Origin of the sequence: Methylovirgula sp. (assembly GCF_037200945.1) — a bacterium.
GTDB lineage: Bacteria > Pseudomonadota > Alphaproteobacteria > Rhizobiales > Beijerinckiaceae > Methylovirgula.
In genome coordinates, this window is record NZ_JBBCGP010000001.1 from 1,189,217 (window position 1) to 1,213,199 (window position 23,983).

General features: G+C 60.7%; 26 protein-coding genes. 14 read left to right on the forward strand and 12 right to left on the reverse strand.

Features of this window, described 5'->3' with window-relative positions:
• Window positions 1–866: 866 nt before the first annotated feature.
• Both WDN02_RS05790 and WDN02_RS05795 read right to left on the reverse strand, forming a co-directional pair.
• Window positions 867–1,586 (reverse strand): LrgB family protein, encoded by a 720-nt coding sequence (locus WDN02_RS05790; RefSeq protein ID WP_337292585.1) that lies wholly within the window; start codon window positions 1,584–1,586, stop codon window positions 867–869.
• The gene (locus WDN02_RS05795) at window positions 1,568–1,978 is read right to left on the reverse strand and encodes a CidA/LrgA family protein (RefSeq protein ID WP_337292586.1); all 411 of its coding nucleotides are present in this window, start codon (window positions 1,976–1,978) and stop codon (window positions 1,568–1,570) included. The genes WDN02_RS05790 and WDN02_RS05795 overlap by 19 nt, the downstream gene beginning before the upstream one ends.
• A gap of 157 nt (window positions 1,979–2,135) precedes the next feature.
• Here WDN02_RS05795 and WDN02_RS05800 point away from each other — a divergent pair, with 157 nt between their 5' ends.
• Entirely contained in the window at window positions 2,136–3,104 is a 969-nt protein-coding gene (locus WDN02_RS05800; protein ID WP_337292587.1) for a LysR family transcriptional regulator, read from the forward strand.
• A gap of 10 nt (window positions 3,105–3,114) precedes the next feature.
• On the forward strand, window positions 3,115–3,984 hold the full coding sequence (locus WDN02_RS05805; protein ID WP_337292588.1) for an SDR family NAD(P)-dependent oxidoreductase: 870 nt from the start codon (window positions 3,115–3,117) through the stop codon (window positions 3,982–3,984).
• A 6-nt stretch (window positions 3,985–3,990) separates the two neighbouring features.
• Here WDN02_RS05805 and WDN02_RS05810 read toward each other — a convergent pair whose 3' ends face one another.
• Window positions 3,991–4,452 (reverse strand): nuclear transport factor 2 family protein, encoded by a 462-nt coding sequence (locus WDN02_RS05810; RefSeq protein WP_337292589.1) that lies wholly within the window; start codon window positions 4,450–4,452, stop codon window positions 3,991–3,993.
• 320 nt (window positions 4,453–4,772) lie between these two features.
• On the opposite strand from WDN02_RS05810, the gene WDN02_RS05815 reads away from it, so the two are divergent.
• From WDN02_RS05815 to WDN02_RS05840, 6 genes are all read left to right on the forward strand, one after another.
• Window positions 4,773–5,162, forward strand: coding sequence for a tautomerase family protein (locus WDN02_RS05815; RefSeq protein ID WP_337292590.1), 390 nt, complete (start codon window positions 4,773–4,775; stop codon window positions 5,160–5,162).
• 121 nt (window positions 5,163–5,283) lie between these two features.
• The gene (locus tag WDN02_RS05820; RefSeq protein ID WP_337294876.1) at window positions 5,284–6,336 is read left to right on the forward strand and encodes a YeiH family protein; all 1,053 of its coding nucleotides are present in this window, start codon (window positions 5,284–5,286) and stop codon (window positions 6,334–6,336) included.
• 144 nt (window positions 6,337–6,480) lie between these two features.
• Entirely contained in the window at window positions 6,481–6,744 is a 264-nt protein-coding gene (locus tag WDN02_RS05825) for a hypothetical protein (RefSeq protein ID WP_337292591.1), read from the forward strand.
• Window positions 6,745–6,813: 69 nt separating this feature from the next.
• Window positions 6,814–7,509, forward strand: coding sequence for a glutamine amidotransferase (locus WDN02_RS05830; protein WP_337292592.1), 696 nt, complete (start codon window positions 6,814–6,816; stop codon window positions 7,507–7,509).
• A gap of 66 nt (window positions 7,510–7,575) precedes the next feature.
• Window positions 7,576–7,833, forward strand: a complete 258-nt coding sequence (locus WDN02_RS05835) for a DUF6496 domain-containing protein (protein ID WP_337292593.1) — start codon at window positions 7,576–7,578, stop codon at window positions 7,831–7,833.
• A gap of 213 nt (window positions 7,834–8,046) precedes the next feature.
• Window positions 8,047–10,404 carry a UvrD-helicase domain-containing protein gene (locus WDN02_RS05840; RefSeq protein WP_337294877.1) on the forward strand — a complete coding sequence of 786 codons (2,358 nt, stop codon included), beginning with the start codon at window positions 8,047–8,049 and terminating at the stop codon, window positions 10,402–10,404.
• A 9-nt stretch (window positions 10,405–10,413) separates the two neighbouring features.
• Here the strand turns inward: WDN02_RS05840 and WDN02_RS05845 are convergent, their stop codons facing one another.
• Complete coding sequence (locus WDN02_RS05845; RefSeq protein WP_337292594.1) at window positions 10,414–10,695, reverse strand: hypothetical protein; 282 nt, start codon at window positions 10,693–10,695, stop codon at window positions 10,414–10,416.
• 85 nt (window positions 10,696–10,780) lie between these two features.
• Here WDN02_RS05845 and WDN02_RS05850 point away from each other — a divergent pair, with 85 nt between their 5' ends.
• Window positions 10,781–11,416 carry a TetR/AcrR family transcriptional regulator gene (locus tag WDN02_RS05850; RefSeq protein ID WP_337292595.1) on the forward strand — a complete coding sequence of 212 codons (636 nt, stop codon included), beginning with the start codon at window positions 10,781–10,783 and terminating at the stop codon, window positions 11,414–11,416.
• A gap of 115 nt (window positions 11,417–11,531) precedes the next feature.
• Window positions 11,532–12,092, forward strand: coding sequence for a DUF2852 domain-containing protein (locus WDN02_RS05855; protein WP_337292596.1), 561 nt, complete (start codon window positions 11,532–11,534; stop codon window positions 12,090–12,092).
• A 97-nt stretch (window positions 12,093–12,189) separates the two neighbouring features.
• Here the strand turns inward: WDN02_RS05855 and WDN02_RS05860 are convergent, their stop codons facing one another.
• The 3 genes from WDN02_RS05860 to WDN02_RS05870 form a co-directional block, all read right to left on the reverse strand.
• Window positions 12,190–12,714 (reverse strand): DUF3617 family protein, encoded by a 525-nt coding sequence (locus WDN02_RS05860; RefSeq protein ID WP_337292597.1) that lies wholly within the window; start codon window positions 12,712–12,714, stop codon window positions 12,190–12,192.
• Between the two features lie 71 nt (window positions 12,715–12,785).
• A complete protein-coding gene (arfB, locus tag WDN02_RS05865; protein ID WP_337292598.1) occupies window positions 12,786–13,208 on the reverse strand; it encodes an alternative ribosome rescue aminoacyl-tRNA hydrolase ArfB in 423 nt (140 codons plus the stop codon).
• A gap of 28 nt (window positions 13,209–13,236) precedes the next feature.
• Window positions 13,237–14,310 (reverse strand): CorA family divalent cation transporter, encoded by a 1,074-nt coding sequence (locus WDN02_RS05870; protein WP_337292599.1) that lies wholly within the window; start codon window positions 14,308–14,310, stop codon window positions 13,237–13,239.
• 52 nt (window positions 14,311–14,362) lie between these two features.
• Here WDN02_RS05870 and WDN02_RS05875 point away from each other — a divergent pair, with 52 nt between their 5' ends.
• The 3 genes from WDN02_RS05875 to WDN02_RS05885 all read left to right on the forward strand — a co-directional run bounded on the left by WDN02_RS05875 (window position 14,363) and on the right by WDN02_RS05885 (window position 17,398).
• On the forward strand, window positions 14,363–15,385 hold the full coding sequence (locus WDN02_RS05875) for an extensin family protein (protein WP_337292600.1): 1,023 nt from the start codon (window positions 14,363–14,365) through the stop codon (window positions 15,383–15,385).
• Window positions 15,386–15,511: 126 nt separating this feature from the next.
• On the forward strand, window positions 15,512–16,732 hold the full coding sequence (gene zigA, locus WDN02_RS05880) for a zinc metallochaperone GTPase ZigA (protein WP_337292601.1): 1,221 nt from the start codon (window positions 15,512–15,514) through the stop codon (window positions 16,730–16,732).
• Between the two features lie 102 nt (window positions 16,733–16,834).
• Entirely contained in the window at window positions 16,835–17,398 is a 564-nt protein-coding gene (locus tag WDN02_RS05885) for a cytochrome b (protein WP_337292602.1), read from the forward strand.
• Here the strand turns inward: WDN02_RS05885 and WDN02_RS05890 are convergent.
• From WDN02_RS05890 to WDN02_RS05910, 5 genes are all read right to left on the reverse strand, one after another.
• Window positions 17,385–17,702 (reverse strand): hypothetical protein, encoded by a 318-nt coding sequence (locus WDN02_RS05890; RefSeq protein ID WP_337292603.1) that lies wholly within the window; start codon window positions 17,700–17,702, stop codon window positions 17,385–17,387. The genes WDN02_RS05885 and WDN02_RS05890 overlap by 14 nt on opposite strands.
• A gap of 37 nt (window positions 17,703–17,739) precedes the next feature.
• A complete protein-coding gene (locus tag WDN02_RS05895; RefSeq protein ID WP_337292604.1) occupies window positions 17,740–18,666 on the reverse strand; it encodes a hypothetical protein in 927 nt (308 codons plus the stop codon).
• 91 nt (window positions 18,667–18,757) lie between these two features.
• Entirely contained in the window at window positions 18,758–21,247 is a 2,490-nt protein-coding gene (gene uvrB / locus WDN02_RS05900) for an excinuclease ABC subunit UvrB (protein WP_337292605.1), read from the reverse strand.
• 41 nt (window positions 21,248–21,288) lie between these two features.
• Window positions 21,289–21,948, reverse strand: coding sequence for a hypothetical protein (locus WDN02_RS05905; RefSeq protein WP_337292606.1), 660 nt, complete (start codon window positions 21,946–21,948; stop codon window positions 21,289–21,291).
• A 184-nt stretch (window positions 21,949–22,132) separates the two neighbouring features.
• Window positions 22,133–22,384: a hypothetical protein gene (locus WDN02_RS05910; RefSeq protein WP_337292607.1), complete on the reverse strand. Its 252-nt coding sequence runs from the start codon at window positions 22,382–22,384 to the stop codon at window positions 22,133–22,135.
• A 624-nt stretch (window positions 22,385–23,008) separates the two neighbouring features.
• Between WDN02_RS05910 and WDN02_RS05915 the strand changes: the two genes are divergently transcribed.
• Complete coding sequence (locus WDN02_RS05915; protein ID WP_337292608.1) at window positions 23,009–23,962, forward strand: phosphatase PAP2 family protein; 954 nt, start codon at window positions 23,009–23,011, stop codon at window positions 23,960–23,962.
• Window positions 23,963–23,983 lie beyond the last annotated feature (21 nt).

Consider the following 23,983-nt stretch of genomic DNA (forward strand, 5'->3'; position numbering starts at 1 on the left):
TCGCTCGACGCAAATAGTCTGGCCCGGCGGAACGGCCGCGACGCATAAAATTGATAAAGTATCCGGCGCGGCGGAAATTCGCACGCGATGCCTGGAACTTCAGTTTTCGTGGAATTCCGGTTACGTCGAAGCTGATGCAGATCGCGGAAAGCAGATCTATGCGTATAAGAATCGTCCGTGTTACGGACTTCTGCTTCCTCCAGAGACCGGCGTCGAGTTCAGAATCAAAGAGAAGTCGAACTATCGCTTCCTATCGATAGAACTAGAGCCTAGCTACGCTCTTCGCATTTCCGAGCTGCAGCATCTGTCTTCGGTCGAATTCATAGAGAGTTGGGATTACAATCATCCGCTGACTTGGCAATTGGCGCGCGTGATTTCCGAGGAGTGCGAAAGCGAAGCGCGGGCAGGACTGCTTTATTGCGAGACGGCCGTCGCGCTTCTGGCGTTGCATGTCACGCGACATCTTTCAAATTACTCGCGTGCACTTGTGGCTTCTCACCGCGGCGGCTTGGCACCCGGCGTTCTCCGCCGGGCGTCCGAATATATGAGAAGCCGTCTTGCCGATGACCTTTCGCTGTCGGAGATCGCGGACATCAGCGGCCTTTCGCCCGGGCATTTCTCTTTTGCTTTCAAAAGATCAGTTGGATTGTCGCCGCATGCCTGGCTGCGTCGTGAGCGGATTGACCGGGCAAAGGCGTTGCTTGGTGACCGCAGCCTCGGCTTGCCGTTCATAGCGTCGGCCGTCGGGTTCTCCACGCAAAGCGCGTTCGGCGTTGCCTTCAAAAGAGAGACCGGGTTGACACCGACAGCGTGGCGCCGAGCACATTGGCTCTGACAGAAACCAGGTGTTCGCGGTTTCGCGAGTCCTAATGCCAAACCAGCGGCACGAGCGGCAAGATCAGCGCTGTCATTAAACCATTCAGCGCGATACCGAGCGCGGCAAAAGCCGCGGCCAAACCGTCGAGGCTCGCGGCCTGCGCTGCCGCCACACCACTCCCCGCGACACCCGCCGCAAGCCCATGCGCGCGCCAATCTGCGACGCGCAGGCCTTTCAGCATTTTCTCACCAACAATGGCCGCAAGGATGCCGCCGACCATGGCAAGCGCAGCGGTCAGCGCTGGATCGCCGCCGATTTCCGTAGAGACCGCCATGGCGATCGGCGTCGTCACGGATTTGGGTGCCATGGACAGCGCAGTGGCGCGGCTGCCGCCGAGCATATGGACAATGAAAATGCCGCTGATGATCGCAGTCACCGATCCGGCGGCGAGGGCCACGCCGATGCTCGCGAGATTGCGGCGGATGTGATGAAAATTGCGCGCCAGCGGCACGGCGAGTGCGACCGTCGCCGGGCCAAGCAGGAAGTTGATGAATTGCGCGCCGCCAAAATAGGTTGAGTAAGACGTTCCCGTCGCTAGGACGACAAGGCCGACGACCACGACCGCAAACAGGACCGGATTGGCATAGGCCGCACCGCCGACGCGCCGCTGCAGCCAGCAACCCCCGAGATAGGCGCCGATTGTCAGCACGATCCAGACGAGGGGTGAGGGCGCGAGCGGCGTCCAGACGTCTAGGATTTCGCGATACATGCCTTGTCTCCTATCGCGAGAGCTGCCGCCCGTTTCGGCGCTGCCTTGCGGCGAAGCAGATGATGCAGGACGAGCCCTGTGACGGCGAGACTCAAGATTGTCGAGCCGACAACGCCGCCGAGGATCGGCAGCCATTCACGCCGGATGACAGCAAGTTCGCCGATGATGCCAACGCCTGCTGGAACGAAGAGAAGACCGAGATGGCCGAGAATGCCGTCTGCCGCGCGGTCGAGCGCGCTCGGTTCGGGCTGCGTGGTCCGCCCGCACCAAATGAGCCAGGCGGCGAGCGCGATCATGCCAATCACGGGGCCGGGCACCGGCAGGTGCAAAACGCTGCGGAACAATTCGCCCAGAAGCTCTGCGGCAAGAAAAATGAAGATGGCGGCCAACATGGCAAACCTCCCTGCTGGCGAAAACATGCGCTCTCGCATCGCGGCGTGAAACGGCTCAGCGCTCAAATCTCATTTGCAAAAAAGGGCATAATGTCGACGAAAAGCTTGATAGGATGCCAAACAACGCCGCCATTGTTGCGCAGACGGACAGAGACTGATGGACTATCTTGCTGCGGTGCGAGCTTTCGTGCGCGCCGTCGATCTTGGAAGTTTCTCCAAGGCGGCGGTCGAGCAGGAACTGAAAGTCTCGACGGTGTCTCGCTATGTGAGCGGGCTCGAGGCCGACCTTGGCGTCGCGCTCTTCAACCGCTCGACACGACGGCTGCATCTGACGGAAGGCGGGGCCGATTTCTATCGCCGTGCGGTCGCGATCCTCGCCGAGGTCGAGGAAGCGCGTCTGGCCATGCATACGCTCAACGCCAGCCCGCGCGGCGTGTTGCGCGTGAACATCCCAAGTGCTTTCGGCCGCCGGCACGTCGTTCCGCATCTCAAGGATTTTCATGATCTGCACCCGCAGGTGCGGCTCGACATCTCCCTGACTGACACAGTGGTGAATTTGATCGAGACCGGGACCGATGTCGCGATCCGCATCGGCGCGCTGGAAGATTCAACGCTGGTTGCCAAGAAGCTGGCGCCGCAGCGTCGCATTCCCGTAGCAAGTCCCGATTATCTGGGGCGCCAAGGCGCGCCGAGCCAGCCAAACGATTTGACGCGTCATGCTTGTCTCATCCTCGCGCCACAGCAGGGCGAGATCTGGTATTTCCGGCCGCCTGCCGGGACCGAGTTCGCCAATATCACCGTCAGCGGCGATGTTCGCGCCAATGAATCCGAGGCCTTGTTGCAACTGGCGCGCGACGGTTTGGGCATCGCCTTGCTGCCGACATGGATCATGGCGGACGAACTCGCGGCGGGGCAGCTTGTGCCAATTCTCGACGATTGGCATTGGGCGATCGCTTCGGGCCCGGAGCGCGCCATTTGGGGCGTCTATCCGCCGAAGCGCATCGTCGCGCCGAAAGTGCGCGCCTTTCTCGCTTTCTTTGCCGCGCGTTTCGGCCGCCCACCCTATTGGGAGCGCATGGACCGCGATGTGGTGCAAGAGATCACGCCGACAGAAACCGTCGAATAGGAGTTGAGTGATGTCTGCAATGTTTCAGCTTGACGGCAAAATCGCCGTCGTGACCGGCGCGGCGCGCGGTATCGGCCGTGCGGGGGCCGTCGCGCTCGCCCAAGCCGGCGCCGACGTCATCGGCATCGATATCGCAGCCTTTGTGAGCCCCATCCTCGATCTTGCGCCCGCAAGCCCCGAGGATCTCGCCGAAACCGGCCGGATCGTCAAAGACACGGGGCGGCGCTGGCATTCGATCATTCTCGATCAGCGGGATATCGGCGCCTTGCGTGCCGCGGCCGCGCAGATCGAGAAGGACTTCGGTGGCGTCGACATTATCTTCGCCAATGCCGGAATCCAGGGGTTCAAGCCGATCCTCGACATGCAGGATGCCGATTGGCACGACCAGATCGATGTCAATCTCTCCGGCACGGCGAATGTGCTGCGGAGCTTCGCGCCGCTGCTCGTTAAACGCGGCGGTGGCCGTATCGTCATTACGTCTTCGACGCAGGGCCAGCATGGCACCAAATTCGGCGCAGCCTATTCCGCGTCGAAGTGGGGCCTGATTGGATTGATGAAATCCGCGGCGCTGGAATTCGGCCCGCACAAGATTACCGTCAACGCGCTGATCCCAGGCTTGATCGATACAGCCCTGACGCGACACGAGGATCGCTACGCGCAAGCGATCGAAGAAGGCGGCAAGACGCCGTCGCACAATGTCGGGCAGGACGAGGCGACGGCCAAATCGATGCTAGAGACAAAGTCGCCGCTCGGTATCCCGTGGATCGAGCCGGAGGATGTCGCGCCGATGGTGGTTTTTCTCGCCTCGGACGCCGCACGAATGGTCAGCGGCGCCTCGTTCTCGGTGACGGGCGGCGACAGCGCCCATTTCGTCGCTTAATGCGCCTTAAAGCCCGAGGTCGCTGAGCCCCGGATGGTCGTCCGGCCGGCGGCCCAAGGGCCAGAAGAACTTGCGGTCTGCTTCCTTGATCGGCAGATCGTTGATGCATGCGTAACGGTGATGCATCAAGCCTTCCGCGTCGAATTCCCAGTTCTCGTTGCCGTAGGAGCGGAACCACTGGCCACTGTCGTCGTGCCATTCGTAGGCAAAACGCACGGCGATCCGATCGCCGGTGAAGGCCCAAAGCTCCTTGATCAGCCGGTAATCCAATTCACGCGTCCATTTGCGTGTCAAAAACGCGATGATTTCGGCGCGCCCGCGCGGGAACTCGGCGCGATTCCGCCAGACCGAATCCACCGTGTAGACTTTCGATACGCGTTCGGGGTCACGGCTGTTCCAGCCGTCCTCTGCGCCGCGGACCTTGGCAATTGCGGTTTCACGGGTAAACGGTGGAACGGGCGGCGCCATGGCGATCTCCTGTACTGATCGGTAATTTATAGACCAGTTGGTCTATATGATGTCAAGACGCAACCACATTTGTGCCGGCGTTGATGCAACGCGGGGATGACAGTTAAATCACGTTACAACTCGCACGCAATTTCGGCTCAAATTGCCGAGCTTCAGATTATCTTCCGGGCTGAACGAGATGTGAAGCGGGCGTGGATCTCCTCATCGAAAGCGTAGCTCGCTTTCATCAGGAAGTCGCATTAAACACCGCCAATCGGTGCACCGTTGCGGCGGCCTCGGGCCGGACCATAGCGCCGCAAAAGCTAGCAAGGGGGGGGCACGTGCCGCTTATCCGTATCGATGCCATCATCGGCCGCACAGACGACGAAGTTCAAACGCTGCTCGATGCGGCGCACCGCGCCATGCTCGCCGCGTTCAAAGTCCCCGAGCGCGACCGCTATCAGGTCTATACGGAACATCGGGCGTTGCATCTGATCGCGCAGGACACGGGCCTTAACATTCCGCGCACGCATAAATTCGTTCTGGTCACGGTGACGACGCGGCCGCGCTCGCGCGCCGAGAAAGAGACGTTCTACAAATTGCTCTGCCAGGAGCTCTGGGAACATTGCGCCATCGCGACTTCCGACGTGATGATCTCGCTTGTTCAGAACACCGACGAGGACTGGTCTTTCGGCAACGGCCGGGCGCAGTTTCTGACCGGCGAGCTTTAAGGCGTTCAAGCGAAGCGATTCGCGTCAAATCGATCAATCTTATTGATCGATACTACAATAATAATGAATTATATTTGTCGATCTGAATCCCGGACATTCGGCGCTAACACGGAGCCGAATGATGGAAATTGCAACAAATCCCATAAATCTGCCGGCGGCGCATGAGACCGCGCCGCCGCGCCGTCTCAATCTCTCGATCATCCCCGGACTGCTGCTCACCGCAACCATCGCAGCGACCGGCTTTGCCTTGCACAGCCTGCCCGGCGTCGGGACGTTCAGCCCGATGATTCTGGCGATCGTCATCGGCATCGCCTTTCACAATCTTGTCGGGACGCCGGCACGGGCGAAGGCAGGCGTCACGTTCTCGCTACGGCTGATTTTGCGCTTCGCCATCATTCTGCTCGGCCTGCAACTCACGGCACAGCAGGTGGCCGAAGTCGGGCCGAAAGGCCTGGGCGTGATTGTGCTGACGCTGGTTGCGACCTTCGTCTTCACCAAATGGCTCGGCAAAATGCTCGGTGTCGAGCGCAAGCTTGCCGAATTGATCGCGGCGGGAACGTCAATTTGCGGCGCCTCGGCGGTCATTGCCACCAATACCGTGACCAATGCGCATGACGAGGATGTGGCCTACGCGGTTGCGTGCGTGACCGTTTTCGGTTCGATCGCGATGTTCGGCTATCCCCTGCTGCCGGGCCTGCTGCATCTGTCGCCGCATGCCTATGGACTTTGGGCCGGCGCGTCGATCCACGAGATCGCGCAGGTCGTCGCCGCAACCTTTCAGGACGGCAAAGCGGCCGGCGATTTCGGCACAATCGCCAAGCTCTCGCGCGTTACGCTGCTGGCGCCGGTGGTCATTACGCTTGGTTTTCTGGCGCGCACCCACGCCACGAGCCACGGACATCATCAACAACGTACCGCCGCGCCGATCCCGTGGTTTGTGTTGGGTTTCATCGCGCTTGTGGGCGTCAACAGCGTGGTGACATTGCCCGGCGGGTTTAAGGAGGCGGTCGTGACGCTGACCACATTTCTTCTTTCGATGGCGTTGGCCGCGATGGGCCTCGAAACCGATATCCGTAAGCTGCGCGCCAAGGGTTTGCGTCCTTTGCTTCTCGGCCTCGCCTCGTTCCTCTTCATCGCCAGTTTCAGCCTGGCTCTGGTGAAAATGACGGCATGATGACGATCAAGATGAAACGAATGAAAGAAGGCAATAAGCCGCCGCGCGCTTGAAGCTTGGCCGCGGCGGTTCTATAGCTTCACTGGGCTTTAGGCCGTTATACTTTCTATCCGGCCCGGGCCTCAGCATTACGGGGAGATACGGATGCTCAAGAAAGCATTGGCACTTTCACTTGTTGTCGGGTTCGCGTTCGCTGCGTCTCAGGCTGAGGCGCTTCCATTGTCGTCGCTCAGCGGTGCATCATCGCCAGAACTGACGCTCGTTTACGGTGGCTGCGGAATACATGGCCATCGAGGTCCCTATGGCCATTGCCGCGCCGGCGGCCAGGCTGGCGGCTATGGGCGTGGTCGTCCGTGTCCCCCCGGCTGGCACATCGGCGGCGGCGGCAAGCATTGCTGGCGCAATTAGAACTTTTATTTTGACTTTCCTTTGCGCCCGCCCCACACGGCGGGCGCTTTGTTTTTGGATCGAGGTGATATGAAAAGCGCGATCGCCATCCGGCATGTTCAATTTGAAGATCTCGGCACGCTTGCGCCGGCGCTGGAACGCGCGGGCTATGATATCACCTATCTGGATGTCGATGATGATGCGCTGGCATCGCTCGATCCGCTGGCGCCCGATCTACTCGTCGTGCTCGGTGGCCCGGTCGGGGTCTATCAGACGGAGGCCTATCCGTTCCTCGCCGATGAACTTCGTCTGCTTGGGACGCGGCTAAAAGCGAGCCGACCGACACTTGGCCTCTGCCTCGGGTCACAATTGATCGCGGCGGCTTTGGGCGCGAAAGTCGCGCCATCCGGGCATAGCGAGGTCGGCTTTTCCAGACTCGCGCTGAATGACGCGGGGCAAGCAAGCCCGCTGCGTCATCTCGAAGGAATCGAGGTCCTGCATTGGCACGGCGACACGTTTGCATTGCCGGACGGCGCAACGCTGCTGGCTTCGACGGAGCTTTGCCGGCACCAGGCCTTTGCCCTTGGTCCCAATATTCTGGCCTTGCAATTTCACCCCGAGCCGGACGCGGCCGGGCTGGAGCGCTGGCTGATCGGCTACGCCGGCGATCTTGCGGCGTCCAAGCTCGATCCGCGGGCCATGCGGAAGGACGCAGTGCTTTATTGTCCGGCGCTGCAGCGCGCCGCGGCGAAGCTGATCGACGATTGGCTCGCCAATTTGACCTGAGTTTGCCGTGGATCATCTCGCGATTTTGTGCGTTATTTCTCATCTCAGCCAGTTGGGAGAACGATCATGGCGCAACATGAGACCAAGGCGCAGAAGGAAGTCGTCGGCCGTGTCATGCACGAATTCAAGCACGGCGAGTTGGAATCAAGCCGCGGTGGCAAGGTGAAGAACCGCAAGCAGGCCGTCGCGATTGCGCTGGAAGAAGCTGGCGCATCGAAATTCGAGAGCCCCGAAAAGAACCGCGAGCATCTCAAAAAGACGAAAGAGAAAGAGCGTCACGGCGAGACGGCTATGCAGCAGAAAGAGGGCCGCAAGAAGCATTAGAGCAAAAAGGGCCGCTATGACGCGGCCCCTTTTCGTTTTAAACGGCCGGTCGCGAGACGACGTTGGGTGCAACCATGCTCACGTCGAAGCGCTCCTCTGTGCAGCGCGGGGGCGCTGCGGGTCGACAGAGGTGGACAAAGACCCCACATTGGGGCCAATGATTCGTCTTTCGTTCCCAGCCGGAGGGATGCGGGCTTGAGCGCTCCCGACAGAATTCCAGACAATTTCGAGGAAGCCGCGGTCGGCTACGACGCCCCGGCCCTGCGGCCGGGCGGCATTGCCGCGCGTGCCAGCGCGGGCGCAGGCGTGCGTTATCTCGACGGCCTCAACCCCGAGCAGCGCGCGGCGGTCGAAACGCTCGACGGCCCGCTTCTTGTGCTCGCCGGTGCGGGCACCGGCAAGACGCGGGTGTTGACCGCCCGCATTGCGCATATTCTGGGCACCGGCCGCGCTTTCCCGAGCCAGATCCTCGCCGTCACCTTCACCAACAAGGCGGCGCGCGAGATGAAGGAGCGCATCGCGACGCTCGTCGGCCCGGCGGCGGAAGGCATGCCTTGGCTTGGCACGTTCCACGCCATTTCGACCAAAATCCTGCGCCGTCACGCCGAGCTTGTCGGGCTGAAGAATTCCTTCACCATCATCGATACCGACGACCAGATTCGCTTGCTGAAGCAGGTCCTGCAAGCCGAGAACATCGACGACAAGCGGTGGCCGGCGCGCACGCTCGCCTATCAGATCGACAATTGGAAAAATCGCGGCCTCGATCCCGCGCATGTGCCGGCAGGTGAAGCCGCGGCGTTTGCCGACGGCAAGGGCGCGACGTTGTACAAACACTATCAGGAGCGGCTGAAGATTTTGAACGCCGCCGATTTCGGCGATCTGCTGCTCGAAAGCCTGCGGTTGTTCCGCGAAAATCCCGACGTGCTGAAGCAATATCAGGATCGCTTCCGTTACATGCTCGTCGACGAGTACCAGGACACGAATACCGTCCAATATCTGTGGCTCAAACTGCTCGCGCAGGGCCGCAACAATATCTGCTGCGTCGGCGACGACGATCAATCGATCTATGGCTGGCGCGGCGCGGATGTCGATAACATCCTGCGCTTCGAGAAGGATTTCCCTGGCGCGAAAATCATCCGGCTTGAGCGCAATTACCGTTCGACCAGCCATATCCTCGATGTTGCCGCGGGTCTCATCGCGCGCAATCAGGGTCGGCTCGGCAAAACGCTTTTCACCGATGGCGACAAGGGCGAAAAACCGACGGTCTCCGGCGTGTGGGATTCCGAAGAGGAAGCTCGCGTCGTCGGCGAAGAGATCGAGCAATTGCAGCGCAAGGGCACGCATCTCGACGAGGTCGCAATTCTGGTGCGCGCGTCGTTCCAGATGCGCGAATTCGAAGAGCGCTTCGTCACGCTCGGCCTGCCCTATCGGGTCATCGGCGGCCCGCGCTTCTATGAGCGCGCCGAAATTCGCGATGCGCTCGCCTATCTGCGGATCACCGCGCAGAACGACGACGATCTTGCTTTTGAGCGCATCATCAATGTGCCGAAGCGCGGCTTCGGTGATGCGAGCCTGCAATTGTTGCACGATCATGCGCGGCGCGAACGCATCTCGCTGACGCAGGCTGCGCGCATGATGATCGAGACGGAGGAATTGAAGCCGAAGCAGCGCCAGGCGTTGCGCGATTTCCTCGCCGATCTCGACCGCTGGACGGGTCTCATCGACCAAAAGCAGCAAGGCGAATTGGCCGAGATGATTCTGGAAGAATCCGGCTACACCGACATGTGGCAGAAGGACCGCACGGCGGAGGCGGCCGGCCGCCTCGAGAACCTGAAAGAACTCGTGCGCGCGATGGACGAATTTCCGAGCCTCGCCGCGTTCCTCGAACATATTTCGTTGGTGATGGACACCGACAGCGCGGATTCCGCAGAGCGTGTTTCGATCATGACGTTGCACGCCGCGAAAGGTCTCGAATTCGAGACGGTGTTTCTGCCCGGCTGGGAGGAGGGCCTCTTCCCGCATCAGCGCTCGCTCGACGAGCAGGGCCGTGCCGGGCTCGAAGAAGAGCGCCGGCTTGCCTACGTGGGCCTCACGCGCGCCAAACGCCGCGCGAAAATCTATTTCGCCACCAATCGGCGTATTCGCGGTCTGTGGCAGACGACGATCCCTTCGCGCTTTGTCGATGAATTGCCGGAGGCGCATGTCGAAGTTGTCGATTCGGCGTCGGGGCGCAGCTATGGCAATTATGCGCAATCGCGCTTTGCCAATATGGATACCTATCGTTCGTCTTATTCGACACCCGGCTGGCAGCGCGCGCAGCGCCGTAATGCCGAAGAGACGCAACAGCCGGGCTTTTCGCGCGACAGCGCCGCACGTCGCGGGCCAATGACGATCGACGGCGAACTGGTCGCCAAATCGTCCGCGTCGTCATCCTTCAACAAGGGCGCGCGCGTGTTTCACATGAAGTTCGGGCCGGGCACTGTCGCCGCCGTCGATGGCAACAAGCTCACGGTCGATTTCGACAAGGCCGGCCGCAAGATGGTTCTGGAGAGTTTCGTTCAGGCGGCGTGACGCCTAGCCTCACTTGCTCTCTTTCTTGCACTCAATCTTTGTCGGCTGACACGCGATACCTGGCGTCGAGCAGCCGACGCGGCCGTCCGGCGTGCGTTGGCAGGTGCGGCAGCTATCCGTCCATTCGAGACATTCGGGATGCGCTGCGCCATAGGCAAGCACCGACACGTCGGATGGCACTTTCGTCGGCGCGCTCTTGTTTTGGAACGGCACCGGCGAAGCCTGTTCGGCCGCGAAGGCGGGCGCGGCAAAAATGATGCAAATGAAAAGAAGTCGGATAAAGGAAAGCATGCGGCCTTATACCGGCAAACGACGACGCGGCCAATTGGCGCCTCCGCGCCCGCACGTCTAAACTAATCTGATGATTCCGAAGCATATGAAGCGAAATTGGAAACATGGCGGCTTCGGGCCGGAGCGTCGCGGCTATCACCACGGCGGCCTGAAAGAAGCTTTGGTCGAGGCAGCGCGGGCGCTGATGGCCGAACATGGGCCGGGCGGCTTCACCCTGGCGGAAGCCGCCAAGCGCGTTGGCGTCACTGGCGCGGCGCCCTACCGGCATTTCGCCGACCGGCAGGATCTGATGGGCGAACTTGCCCGTCGCGGCTTCGACCTTTTCGGCGAGCGGCTTGCGGGCGCCTGGGACGACGGACGCCCGGAACCACGCGTGGCGCTGAAGCGCATGGGCCGCGCCTATCTCAATTTCGCGACCGCTGAGCCGGGCCTTTACACCGCGATGTTCGACAACGCCCATAGCCTGCAAGGCCGCGCGGTGCATTTCGTCGCCAATAAAGCGTTTGACGGACTGACGCGCGCGGCAGCAGGCGTGATCCTGACGGGCGGCGGCGATCCCGCCGACATCCGCCGCCTCGCGCTCGAAATCTGGGCTTTGGCACATGGCACTGCCATGCTGACCCTTGCCGGCCATTTCGATCCGGCGCGCGGCGACGACCCCGCGGCGATCCTCGACCGGGGCGCGGAAGCGTTGATTGCCACGGCTCTTCATCGGAAATAGCTTCGTAAGCAGCATGTTACGCGATTTGAACAGACGCCGTCTCGACAGCCTTCTAATGTTAATGTAACTTACTTTTACATTGCAGCACTGGTGCTGCATGGAGGAGCTTATGTGTGTGACACGCAGCTTTGACCGCGCGCCAAACGGCGCTTCGATGGGTCTTCCGACTCTGCATGATTGGCGGCCGATCGAAATCGTCGCGATGGTTCTCGGCTTCATTCTTTACTGGCCGATCGGGCTCGCCATCCTGATCGCCAAGATCTGGCAGAAGAAGAGCGCCTATGCCGGCGATCTACCGAGTTTCGTCAGCGCCAAAATGCAGCAGAAATTTCGCGAGAAATGGGAGCAGAAAATGGGTCGTCACGGCTTCGGAATGCGCCGGCAGGATTTTTACAACTGGTCTTTTGCAGGTGCTGGCGATCGGCGCGGCGCGGGCGGCCCACCGTGGCAGTGGAAGCCGTCATCGACCGGCAATCTTGCGTTCGATGAATGGCGCGAGGCGGAACTGACGCGCCTCGAAGCGGAGCGCGAAAAGCTGCGCGCGGCTGAGCAGGAATTCACGAACTTCGTCGAAAATCTGCGCCGCGCCAAGGATCGCGAGGAATTCGATCGCTTCATGTCTCAGCGCAACAACCAGCCGCCGCAAAACGGGGCGCCGAATTCACCCGCAAGCTGATTCATCCGCGCTTTATTGCGAGGCGTGCATACACGACGAAGCAATCCGGACATACGCACGGATTGCTTCGTTTGCTACGGATCGAGAAGGCCGCGATTTACTCGTCGCTGTGCCCCGGCAGCAGCGAACGCAGCCGTTCGATAGTCTTGATATTGATCTTGATTCCGTGGCCCATTTCGAAATCGCCGGGCTTCATGTCCGCGGGGCATTCGCTGACCCATTTGGCATCCTGGCTCATGGCCAAGTCGCTGTGACCGAGCTTCGGCGGATCGAAATGCGTCTTGATATCGACGTGATAGGCGGAATCGCCGGTGAAGGTGGCGACCGCAACCGAGTCAACTTTCGTGCCGCCGATCGTACAATCGCTTTCCGACGTCACGACATTGCCGACCGTCTTGGTGTCGTTCTTGCCGCAATGTTTGGAGCGGATATCGCCGCTGAATTTGTGGAAGAGCTGGTCGGTTTCGGCGTCGATGCACATTTTCATCGTGATGTTCGGCACCGACTGATTATGGACGGCGACTTCCCAGAGCCCCGCCTTGCGCGGCGGATAATCGTCGGCAGCCGCGGCCGTCGCAAAGATCGCAGCCAGCGCCGTGGCGGTCACAAAAGCTACACGCATCCAACCCTCCCTCTTACTCGCGCTGGCCATAGCACGCGCGGCGCCAGCAATCCACTTGCCGAAGCCGACCCTCAATCCGAGGGCGCGCCGCGCAGTTTTTTGATTTCGCCGCGTTTTTGCTTGGCGTCGCGACGGCGTTGTTGGGATGCGAACGTCGGCCGCGTCGCGATTCGCCGTTTCACCCGCTCCGAGGCCTTGGCGATCAGCGCGCCGAGGCGCTCAAGGGCATCTTCGCGGTTGCGCTCCTGCGAACGAAATCTCTGCGCGGAGATGATCAGCACGCCGTCCTGTGTGAGCCGACTGCCCGCGAGCTTTTCAAGCCTGCGCTTCACGTAATCGTCAAGCGACGGCGAATTGCGTACATCGAAGCGCAATTGCACCGCCGTCTCGACCTTGTTGACATTCTGTCCGCCCGGGCCGGACGCGCGCAGAAATGTGAACTCGAGTTCGTTTTCGTCGAGCGACAGGTTTTTGGCGATCGCAATTCTGGCCATGTCGCTTTGAGGCGGCTCCTTGTCGGCTCTAGCGCAAAAGAATGCGCATGCGCTGCATGAAGATGAGAATGGCGAGCGAGGCGCCGACCAAAATCACCATCGACCAGACGAAGCCGCTGGAAATGTCGGTGAAGGGCAGGTTCTTCACGTTCATGCCGAAAATACCGGCGACGAGACTCGCAGGCAGGAAGAACGTCGTGATGATCGTCAGCAGATAGAGACTGCGGTTGGTGTCCTCGGCGATCTTGAGCGCGACTTCCTCCTGCAGCATATGCGCGCGCTCGCGCATGGCGATGATATCGCGATCGAGATTTTCGAGCCGTTGCATCAGAATGCTTGTCTTCAGCCGCAGTTCGGGCGGCGGCGCAGTGTCGAGTCTATGGCCAACGCGTTCGAACAAGGCGAGCAGGCCTTGCATCTGCCGATGCAAATGCACTGCGCCTTTGCGCACTTTCGCGAGCTTGGCCCGCTGATCGGTGGCGGCACGCTGCCAAAGCTCGTCTTCGATGTCGTCCATGTCTTCATCGAGCTGATCGGAATATTTGTCGATCGAATCGGCGACGTGGTTAACGATCAGTTCGAACAGAGACGAGACGCGATGCAGCTTGTGACCTCTGTCAAGTGCCTGGCGCGCAGTTTCGGCCGCGTTCATCGCGCGCCGCCGCGCGCTCACCAGCAGCTTGTCCGTCATCGCGAAATGCAGATAACCGAAATGATTCGTGGCGCCGTCGAGATCGGCGATCAAATCGGCGAAAATTCCGTAGACGCAGGTGTCTTCGACATGCAGTTGCTGCGCGCCGTCGGGCGCGGTGAGCGCAACCGCGGCTTCCGGCGGCAAATCCTCGAACCGCGGCAGGAGTTCGCAGGCGCGCGCATCGGCGAGGTTGAAATGCAGCCAGAGCCAGCCATCGTCATTTATATCGATCGGCTTATCGACCGGCAGCGATTGCGGCGTCCCGTCGGCATGCATACGAAAAGCCCAGACGAGTCCGGGCATGGTCTGCGCGCCTAACGCGCGTGGAAACGAAGTGGCGGGCGTATCGTCCATCGGGAAGACCCAATCGTTGTTGCAAATTCCGGCCGCCAGCGACCGGAGCCGCACGTTAACCGCGTTATTTTAAGAGCACTTAACATATTTCGCACAATTTGAGGCAATGTGCCGTCGCCTCCTGCCTTTCGCCGCTGTGGCGGCGCTTTTCCTCGAACTCGCTGGCTGCTCGAATTATCAAGCACAGCGGCCGGCTTGGCGCGCCGAGGCGGAGAACGCCTGCCTCGCGGAAAACCTTGTTCAGCCATCGGCCTATGTCCGCCCGATTGAGGCGATCGACGGGCCAGGCATCTGTGGCCTGACGCATCCGTTCAAAGTGGCAGCCCTGCTTGACGGCAATGTGATGCTCGACGGCGATTATATTCTCGATTGCCCGATGATCGCGGCGCTGAACGCCTGGGTCAGGGATGTGGTCGAGCCCGCCGCCCAGACGCGTTACAACGAGCGCGTCGTCGAGATCGAGACTTTCGGCACCTATAGCTGTCGCGGCATCAACGGCGAATGGGGTGGGCGTCTATCCGAACATGCTTTCGGCAATGCGATCGACGTGCGCGGCTTCCGGCTGCAGGACGGTCGCAATATTTTGATCGTGCATGATTGGACGATGGGCGATCCACAAGCCCAAGCTTTCCTGCGCGATGTCGACAACGGCGCCTGCGGCGATTTCACCACCGTCCTTGGGCCGGGCTACAACTTCCTGCATTACAATCACTTCCATCTCGATCTCGCGATGCGCGGCAATATGTCGACCGGACCGCGCCGCGTTTGCAAACCGCATCCCGATGTCTGGCCGCAGACGCACGCACCGGACGGCCTGCCCGAGCCGCCCCCGGTTGACGAAGAGATGGACGTCTCGCAAGCAGGCAGTGGCGCCGACCAGCCGGTCGCATTGCATACGGGGCCGGGCTCGCTCGATGCCGCCTTGCCGCAGTCTGACTATACGCCTCCGCCGGCACCCTATTCGCCGCCGCATTCTTATTCCCGCTCCTATCAGGCGCTGTCGTCGGACAGCCTGCCGCCCGAACCGGTCGCGCCATCCCAGAATGCCGCGCCCCAGAGAGGCTCCATGCGGGCCGATGGCGCGTTTGTGCCGGAGGGCCGGCCCGCCGATTGGGACATGCAGCAATAATCCATCTTCCTGCATTCGCCTTGTCCGACTTGCATCCAGATATGTTATATTGTTACATATTTTCATCGCCCGAAAACGGAGCGGCAGGCCGCGCGCTCGCGCGGCGAACATGATCAATGGTGATGGATGACGACGGCGATCGACGACAGACTTCCCGTAACCGTGCTTTCCGGTTTCCTCGGTGCCGGCAAGACGACGCTTCTCAATCACGTACTCAACAATCGGACCGGCCGTCGCGTCGCGGTCATCGTCAATGATATGAGCGAAGTGAATATCGACGCCGATCTCGTGCGTGAGGGCGGCGCCAATCTCTCGCGCACCGACGAGAAGCTCGTGGAGATGACGAATGGCTGCATCTGCTGCACGCTGCGCGATGATCTTCTCGCCGAAGTGCGGCGTTTGGCCGAAGACAAGCAATTCGATTATTTGCTGATTGAATCGACCGGCATTTCCGAACCGTTGCCGGTCGCTGCAACCTTCGACTTCCGCGACGAAGACGGCCGAAGCCTCAGCGATCTCGCCCGCCTCGACACGATGGTCACGGTCGTCGATGCAGTGAACCTTCTCAAGGATTATGCGTCGGCCGATTTCCTCAAGGATCGTGGCGAGTCGCTTGGCGAGGAGGACGAGCGGGCTTTGGTCGATCTTCTGGTCGATCAGATCGAATTTGCCGATGTCGTTATCCTGAACAAGACCGATGTCGCGACGCCCGAAGACCTCGATGCGGCGCGCAAGATCGTGCGGGCGCTCAATCCCGACGCGGATTTGATCGAAGCGACGATGGCCAAAGTCGATCTTAGCCGCGTGCTCGATACGCGCCGTTTCAATTACGAGAAAGCGCAGCAGCATCCGCTTTGGTACAAAGAACTTTACGGCTTCGCCGATCACAAGCCGGAGACGTTGGAATATGGAATCGGCAGCTTCGTCTATCGTGCGCGGCGCCCGTTTCACCCGGCAAAATTCCACAAATTCATCAATTCAAGCTGGCCGGGCGTCATCCGCGCCAAAGGACATTTCTGGCTCGCGACACGGCCGGACTGGTGCGGCGAACTCAGCCAGGCGGGCGCTCTCGTGCGCAATGAGGCGATGGGCTTCTGGTGGGCGGCTGTGCCGAAGACCCGCTGGCCGGATCATCCCGAATGGCGCGAATCCGTCGCGAAGAATTGGGACAAGGTTTATGGCGACCGCCGGCAAGAGATCGTGTTCATCGGCGCGAGCATGAACGAGGCCGCGATCCGCAAGGCGCTTGATGCCTGCCTCGTTGGCGACGGCAACGCTAAAGAGATGCCGTTAGCAGCGTGGAAACGGCTCCCCGACCCATTTCCGGCGTGGAAGACGGCTGGGTGATAGGCCGTTCACATTCTACGGCGGTGCGACGTTGCGCTCTTCCCGTTATGCCGGCCGCCGCGTTAAAGGACGCCTCCATCGCAATTCCAGAAGGCGTCTTCCATGTTGCAAAAAATCGGGCGTGGCGTGACGGGTCGCTATAACGCATCCGCGCAGCTTCTCCATTGGCTGACGGCGCTTGTCATCTTCACGACGATTCCGCTTGGCTGGATCATCGCGCATATGGGTCGGGAGGCGCCGAACCATCATGTGTTTATTTTCTTCCACAAATCCTTCGGAATGCTGGCGCTTGCACTGATCATAGCGCGGCTCGTCTGGCGCGGCATGCGCAAGCCCCCGCCGCTACCGGATTGGACCGCCAAATGGGAGATCGGCCTCGCGCACGCGACGCACGTTTTTCTCTATCTGATTTTCATCGTCATGCCGGTGACCGGCTATATCGCCTCAAGTGCAAGCGGACACGCGGTCTCGTTCTTTGGGCTGCCGCTGCCGCTGTTGCCGGAAGACAAAAGCCTAGCGAAGACAGCGAACGACATTCATCTTGCCGGCCAATATCTCGTCTATTTCTTTTTGTTCGCGCATCTTGTCGGGATCGTCTGGCATGTCGCCTTCCGTAAGGATGGGTATCTCGCGCGGATGCTGCCCGATCAGATCAACGCTCAATAGAGCAGGAACTCGCGCCGCCGCACCAATCCTGCCGGCGGTAGGGATGCGGCGCGATTTGCTGATGCTGGCTGCCTGTAATTGGCCGTGGATCGTCGAGTGCGTCGGGTCCTTTGGCCTGCGGCGCGGGTTCGGGCACGAGTTCCTGATGCGTGCCGTCACCTGATCCAGACGGCTGCGATTCCTGCGCATTGCCGCCGAGCTGGCCGGGATAGGGCGCGGGCATCAATTGCTGCGCGGCGAAGGTCGGCCAAGCGAAGATTTGCGAGGCGAACAGGATCGCGGTCAGCGCGAATGTTCTGATCATGATCGCGCTCCTCATCGAGAGCGGTGAAGTGCATGCTTCAGTTTTTCTTGAGCCAGACCATCTGCCCATTGGGATCGAAGACAATGGACTGGAATAGGTTCATGAAAGAACTGCCAAGTTGCGCCGCCGGCGTCGCCCGGTTGGCGATGCCGCCGCACATGTTGACCGGCTTGACGATGAGATAATATTTGCGCGTCCCGGTAACAGGTATGCCGGCCTCATCGGTGATCACAAGCGATTGAGCGCTGGAATAGATCGGGCGGCTCTCGAACCCGGCGCAGGTCTTGACCGTCACAAAGCCTTCGGGCGTCAGCGCCACGCCGCTTGCCAGCAATTCGTTGTAAAACGGCTCGTTGATGTCGAGCGAAGTGGGATAGAGATCGTCGTCATAACCTGTGTCGATCTGCGCCCAGGTCTTCGTGTCGCCAAGCTGGATGAAGACGACCGGCACATTGGGTCGGTCCCTCGCAACGCGCGTGCGATCGGGTGCGAAGAAGCCGCGCTGATCGATCGGTGCGAAACCGGCGGCTTTCAAACCCGATGCGGCGCAGGGCTTGGTTGAAATCGCCGCTGTGTGTGCATCGAGCGCCAATGTGAAACGCCCGAGAAGATCGGTGCCGATGATCGCATCCGTATCCGGATCGGTATGGCGCGTCAGAAACTCGCCTTCGCCCTCAAGCGGCAGGGAGGTTTCCATTTTTACGATACGACCCACCTCCGCCGGCGCCCTGGCGCGCAGTGAGCTTTTCGTAGCGCCATAATCGAGCATGGCGCGGGCCGGGGTGCCGCCGATCTCGATGTCGATATGCGGCGTGCCGCCGCTATAGCTCAGCGTATAGAGGCTGCCGCCGCACAGCGCCGCCGCGGTTTGGGGTTTTGAGCGAAAGTGAAACATGGCCGCGACCAACGCGACCGCGAGCAAAATGGTTGCGGGAATTATTTTGCGGCGTACGCCCGCCGTCATTGCGAGGCGTGCGGGCGCCGAAGCAATCCAGAGGCAACACCAGAATTGAATTCTGGATTGCTTCGCTTTGCTCGCAATGACGTACCCAAAGCTATCCCTGCTTCTTGCCCTTCCACGCGCGCGTTCCGCCGCGTCCGGCAGAGCTGCGCGGCTTGGCTTCGCCGCCACCGAAATTATGCGGTCCCATTTCGGAATCGGTCGGCTTGTGCGGCCGGTTCGCCGGCATGTTCGCAGCGTCGCCAAACGGGCGTGGCCCGCGATAGCCGCCGGCCTCGCGCTCGACATCGGATTGCGTTGCCAGCGGATCGTCGGAAATCGCAAGTTCGACCGATTGCAGCCGCTTGATCTCGTCGCGTAGCCGCGCCGCTTTCTCGAAGTTCAAATCGGCGGCCGCATCGCGCATCTCGCGTTCGAGATCGGCCATCGTGGCCTTGAAATTATGGCCGATGAGATTGCCGGCCTGCGCCAGTCCTGCATCGACAGTCACATGATCGCGCTCGGCGACAGAGCCAAGAATGTCCTGAATGCCGCGTTTGATCGATTCAGGCGTGATGTTGTGCTCGACGTTGAACTGTTCCTGTTTCTCGCGACGGCGGCTCGTCTCGGCCATCGCCCGCTGCATCGAGCCGGTGATCTGATCGGCATAAAGGATCACGCGGCCATCGACATTGCGCGCGGCGCGGCCGATCGTTTGCACCAGCGAGGTTTCGCTGCGCAGAAAACCTTCCTTGTCGGCGTCGAGAATGGCGACGAGAGCACATTCGGGAATGTCGAGACCCTCGCGCAGAAGGTTGATGCCGACGAGCGCGTCAAAGGCGCCGATGCGAAGATCGCGGATGATCTCGATTCGCTCGAGCGTATCGATGTCGGAGTGCATATAGCGCACGCGCACGCCGTGCTCATGCAGATATTCGGTCAAATCTTCCGCCATGCGTTTGGTCAGCACGGTAATCAGCGAGCGATAGCCTTGCCGCGAAACCTCGCGGACTTCGCCAAGAAGATCGTCCACCTGCGCGCGCGCGGGGCGGATTTCGACCGGCGGATCGATGAGGCCGGTCGGACGGATCACCTGTTCGACGAACACGCCGCCGGCGCGTTCCATTTCCCATTTGCTTGGCGTCGCCGAGACGTGGATGGATTGCGGCCGCATCGCGTCCCATTCCTCGAAACGCAGGGGCCGGTTATCCATGCACGACGGCAAACGAAAGCCATATTCCGCCAGCGTCGCCTTGCGGCGGAAGTCGCCGCGATACATGCCGCCGATCTGCGGCACGGTGACGTGTGACTCATCGGTGAAGACGAGCGCATTGTCCGGCAGATATTCGAACAGCGTCGGCGGCGGCTCGCCGGGTTGGCGGCCAGTCAGATAGCGCGAATAATTCTCGATGCCGGCGCAGGAGCCGGTCGCCTCCATCATTTCCAGATCGAAGATCGTGCGCTGTTCGAGCCGTTGCGCCTCCAGCAAGCGGCCCGTGGCATAAAGCTCGGCGAGGCGCTGCTTCAATTCTTCCTTGATGCCCTTGATCGATTGAATCAGCGTTGGGCGCGGCGTGACGTAATGCGAATTCGCGTAGATCTTGATGAATTCGAGATCCTGCGTCTTGTGCCCGGTCAGAGGATCGAATTCGACGATCGATTCGATCTCGTCGCCAAAGAAACCGACGCGCCAAGCGCGGTCTTCATAATGCGCCGGAAACAATTCGATCGTATCGCCGCGCACGCGGAAGACGCCGCGGTAGAAATCGCCGCCCGAGCGCTTGTATTGGAGCGCGACGAGATCGGCGATCAATTGCCGCTGGTCGATGCGTTCGCCGACCTTCACCGTGAAGGTCATCGCCGTATAGGTTTCGACCGAACCGATGCCGTAAATGCAGGAGACGGAGGCGACGATGATCACGTCGTCGCGTTCGAGCAGCGCGCGCGTCGCCGCGTGACGCATCCGATCGATCTGCTCGTTGATCGAGGATTCTTTCTCGATATATGTGTCCGAACGCGGCACATAGGCTTCCGGCTGGTAATAGTCGTAATAGGAGACGAAATATTCGACCGCATTCTCGGGGAAGAAGCTCTTGAACTCGCCGTAAAGCTGCGCCGCCAGCGTCTTGTTCGGCGCCAGGATCAATGCCGGGCGCTGCGTGCGGGCGATCACCTGCGCCATCGTAAAGGTCTTGCCGGAGCCGGTGACGCCGAGCAGCACCTGATCGCGCTCGGCACTGTTGACGCCGGCGACAAGCTCCTCGATCGCGACGGGTTGGTCGCCCTTCGGCTCATATTCCGAGACGAGCTTGAACTCGACGCCGCCTTCCGACTTCTCCGGCCGCTGCGGCCGGTGCGGCATCCACGGCGCCTTGTCGCGCAGATTGGGATCGCCGCGTTCGAGCAGATCTTTCAGTGACGCCGCTGTAGCCTCGACCCCGCTTGTTCCGAGCGCAGCGAGGTAAGTCGCCGGCGCCTCGGCAAAGCCGGTCGGCGGCGTGCTGGTCAGCGCCGGGTTCAGCAGCGATGCCAGATGGTCGCCGAGCGGCTTCAATTCGGGCTTTCCGGCCTTGCTGCGGCTGGCTTTGCGGGGTGGTTTGGGCATAGGCCCAATATGGGTGCGCACCGCCCGAGTGTGAAGCGGAATCAGCCGCGCTCGGTCGGTGCAAAAAGCCGATAGAAAAAGCCGGCGCCGAGGCCCGAGAGTGTTTCGATGAGGATCGAGAGGGGCGTCGTTTCGGCCCAGAAGAGCGCAGCGATGAGCGCATAGGCCAGAGACGCCGCCGCGCCGCCGAGACTATAGGCGACAAGGCTGGTCTGGCCGAGGCGCGTGAGGATTTTATGCGCAAACAAAAGCGCGAAGGCGCTGGCGCGGGCGCCGCCCCAGAGGCCGGCCAGGGCGACGAGTACGGCGATCGGCACCGTGCCCTGCCCAAGCGTCGCGTGGCCTAGTGCTTCAGGCGCGAATTGATTGAGGAGTGTATTTTCCAGCGGCAGCTTATCGGCGCCGGCAAGGCCGCCAAAGCTCAAAAAGGTCGTGGCACGGGCCGCGGCATTGATAAGGCCGACGATCAACCCGCCGAGAACGGCGGCTCGGACCGACCAGGCCACACTGGTAACGGCTGCCTGGCTTGCGGAGATGGCGGGATGAGGCCCGGAGCCGCGAACGAGAGCTGCGACGAGATCTGGCGGCAGGTTCGATGGCAAGTTCGCAGCAGAAGCGCGCGGCGACTCTGAAACAGTACGCGCGGGGCGCGTCGGGCTTTCCGTCCAGGTGCGGCGGCCGAAGGATTTTGCGGGCGGCATTGACATGGCCGCAGACTACCAACCGCCTCCTACGAAACGATTGATGCCATCGCGGAAACTCGACCCTTTCTGCTTCCAGGTGTGACTGGAGGCAAAAAGAAAGGGCCGCGTCCTTTTAGGGAGCGCGGCCCTCAGACACGACCTCCTACGGGGGGCATCGGGGGTCGTGGTAACTTTGCACCGCCTAAGAGCGCGGCGCGAAACCCAAAAGGCTCGGCATCACGCCGGCGAAATGAACGTCATGGGCCGCGATCGGTGCCTGCGAAACGCCGGCCGGCGGATCGAAGCGGACCAGAAGACCCAGCGCGAAGGCGGAGATGCCGAGAACGACAGCCAGCGCCAACGAAACCTGAAACTGTCGACGCGCGGAGCGCGTATCGTAGCTGCGGACGAAACCTGCGTCCGGCGTATGATCAAAGTGATCCGCAATCGACATTCCCAACTCCTCTCAGCACGCGGCCTCGAAGACCGCCTATAGTTATTGGGTTCCCCCTCCTTTGCCTGTGCGCAAAAGCACATTGGAGAGCCCGGCGGCGGTCTTGACGCGACTATCTTTGCTGGCTTGGCAGTAAACATCTCGTACGTCTCCCGAACGCCACATCGAGGAAAAAGGTTTCAAAACGTGCATCAAAATTCTTGACAGTGATCTGAATGGCGCAGTCAGAGGCCGTTTTTGCCTCTTTCGACTCAACCTTTGGATGTCTTTTACGTTCCATCGCCCGCCATTGCCCGAGGCCTGCGGCGCTCAACGGCACGCTAAATATCATATAAAACAATGATTTAAGATTTTCTGTCGGTAGCGGCGTACGCCGCCTGCGCGCCGCATTACGAGACGGGCAATAAAATTGATGAAAATTTTTCCGACTGGATCGCGGTATAGTTACGGTAACGTCAAAGAAGAATTTTTGGCGAACAGGACTGAAATTTATTGAACACGTCGGCTTAAACCCGAGCCTTCAGCTTTACGTATTCGTGACAAATATTACCTGCCCGGTTTGTCCGTCCGATTTTACAGTTTCTTGCCGATTCCCGCGGCATCTTCCGGCCGGCGGAGCCGCGAATGATCACGAAAATTCCAGCGCAAGACGGCGATATGCGAATGGCGATGAATTACGCCTGGGCGCTTGCGGCTGGGATCGTCCTCATCGATTGCCTCTGGCTGCCGTTGGCGGGTTTTCACGCCGCCCCCATGCCATTGCTCCGGGACGCCGCAATCTTCGCGGCCTTGTGCGGGCTCTGGGGGATCTATGCCCTTTTGCGTCCTGACGCGTCACTCGCGGCCCTGATAGAGACCGCGGCGTTTCTCGTCATCTTTACGCTGGGCCTTGAGCTTTTGAGTTATTTTTCGACGGCCTTGTCGCTGCCGCTGCGTGACAGCGATTTTGCGGCAGCAGATCACGCCCTCGGGTTCGATTTTCCCGCGCATCTCGCCTTCGTCGCCGAACGACCGCGTCTCGCTCATGTGCTGGAATTCGCCTACAATACGTCGATGGCGCAGATCGTGATTACGGTCATCGCCTTGTCAGCGACGCACCGGATCGCCCGTTTGCGTGCCTACGCGGTGCTCTTTGCCCTGACAGCGACGATCGTGATTGCGACGGCTGCAATTTTCCCGAGCCTTGGGCCCTACGCCTATTTCAACATACCCGACACCCTACTGCCGGCGTTCGGCAATCCGCGCACTGGCTGGCAATCCGTGCCTCATGTCCTGGCCTTGCGGGACGGCACCATGCGAACGCTGCCGCTGAACGACTTGCGCGGGCTTGTGTCGTTTCCGTCGTTTCACACCGCGTTGGCGCTGGTGACGGTCTGGGCCGTCCTGCCCATTCGGGCGCTGGCGGTGCCCTTCTTTGCCGTCAACGCCCTTCTGATTTTCGGCGCCCCGAGCAACGGGGATCATTATCTTTGCGATCTCATCGGCGGCGCGGTGGTCGCGTTCCTTGGGCTCGGAATCGTCACCGGCGGCCTCGCCCCCCGGTTCGCACTGGCTCCGGCGCCCGTGCCGGCGGAATAGCCCCCACGCTTTTTTATTGCC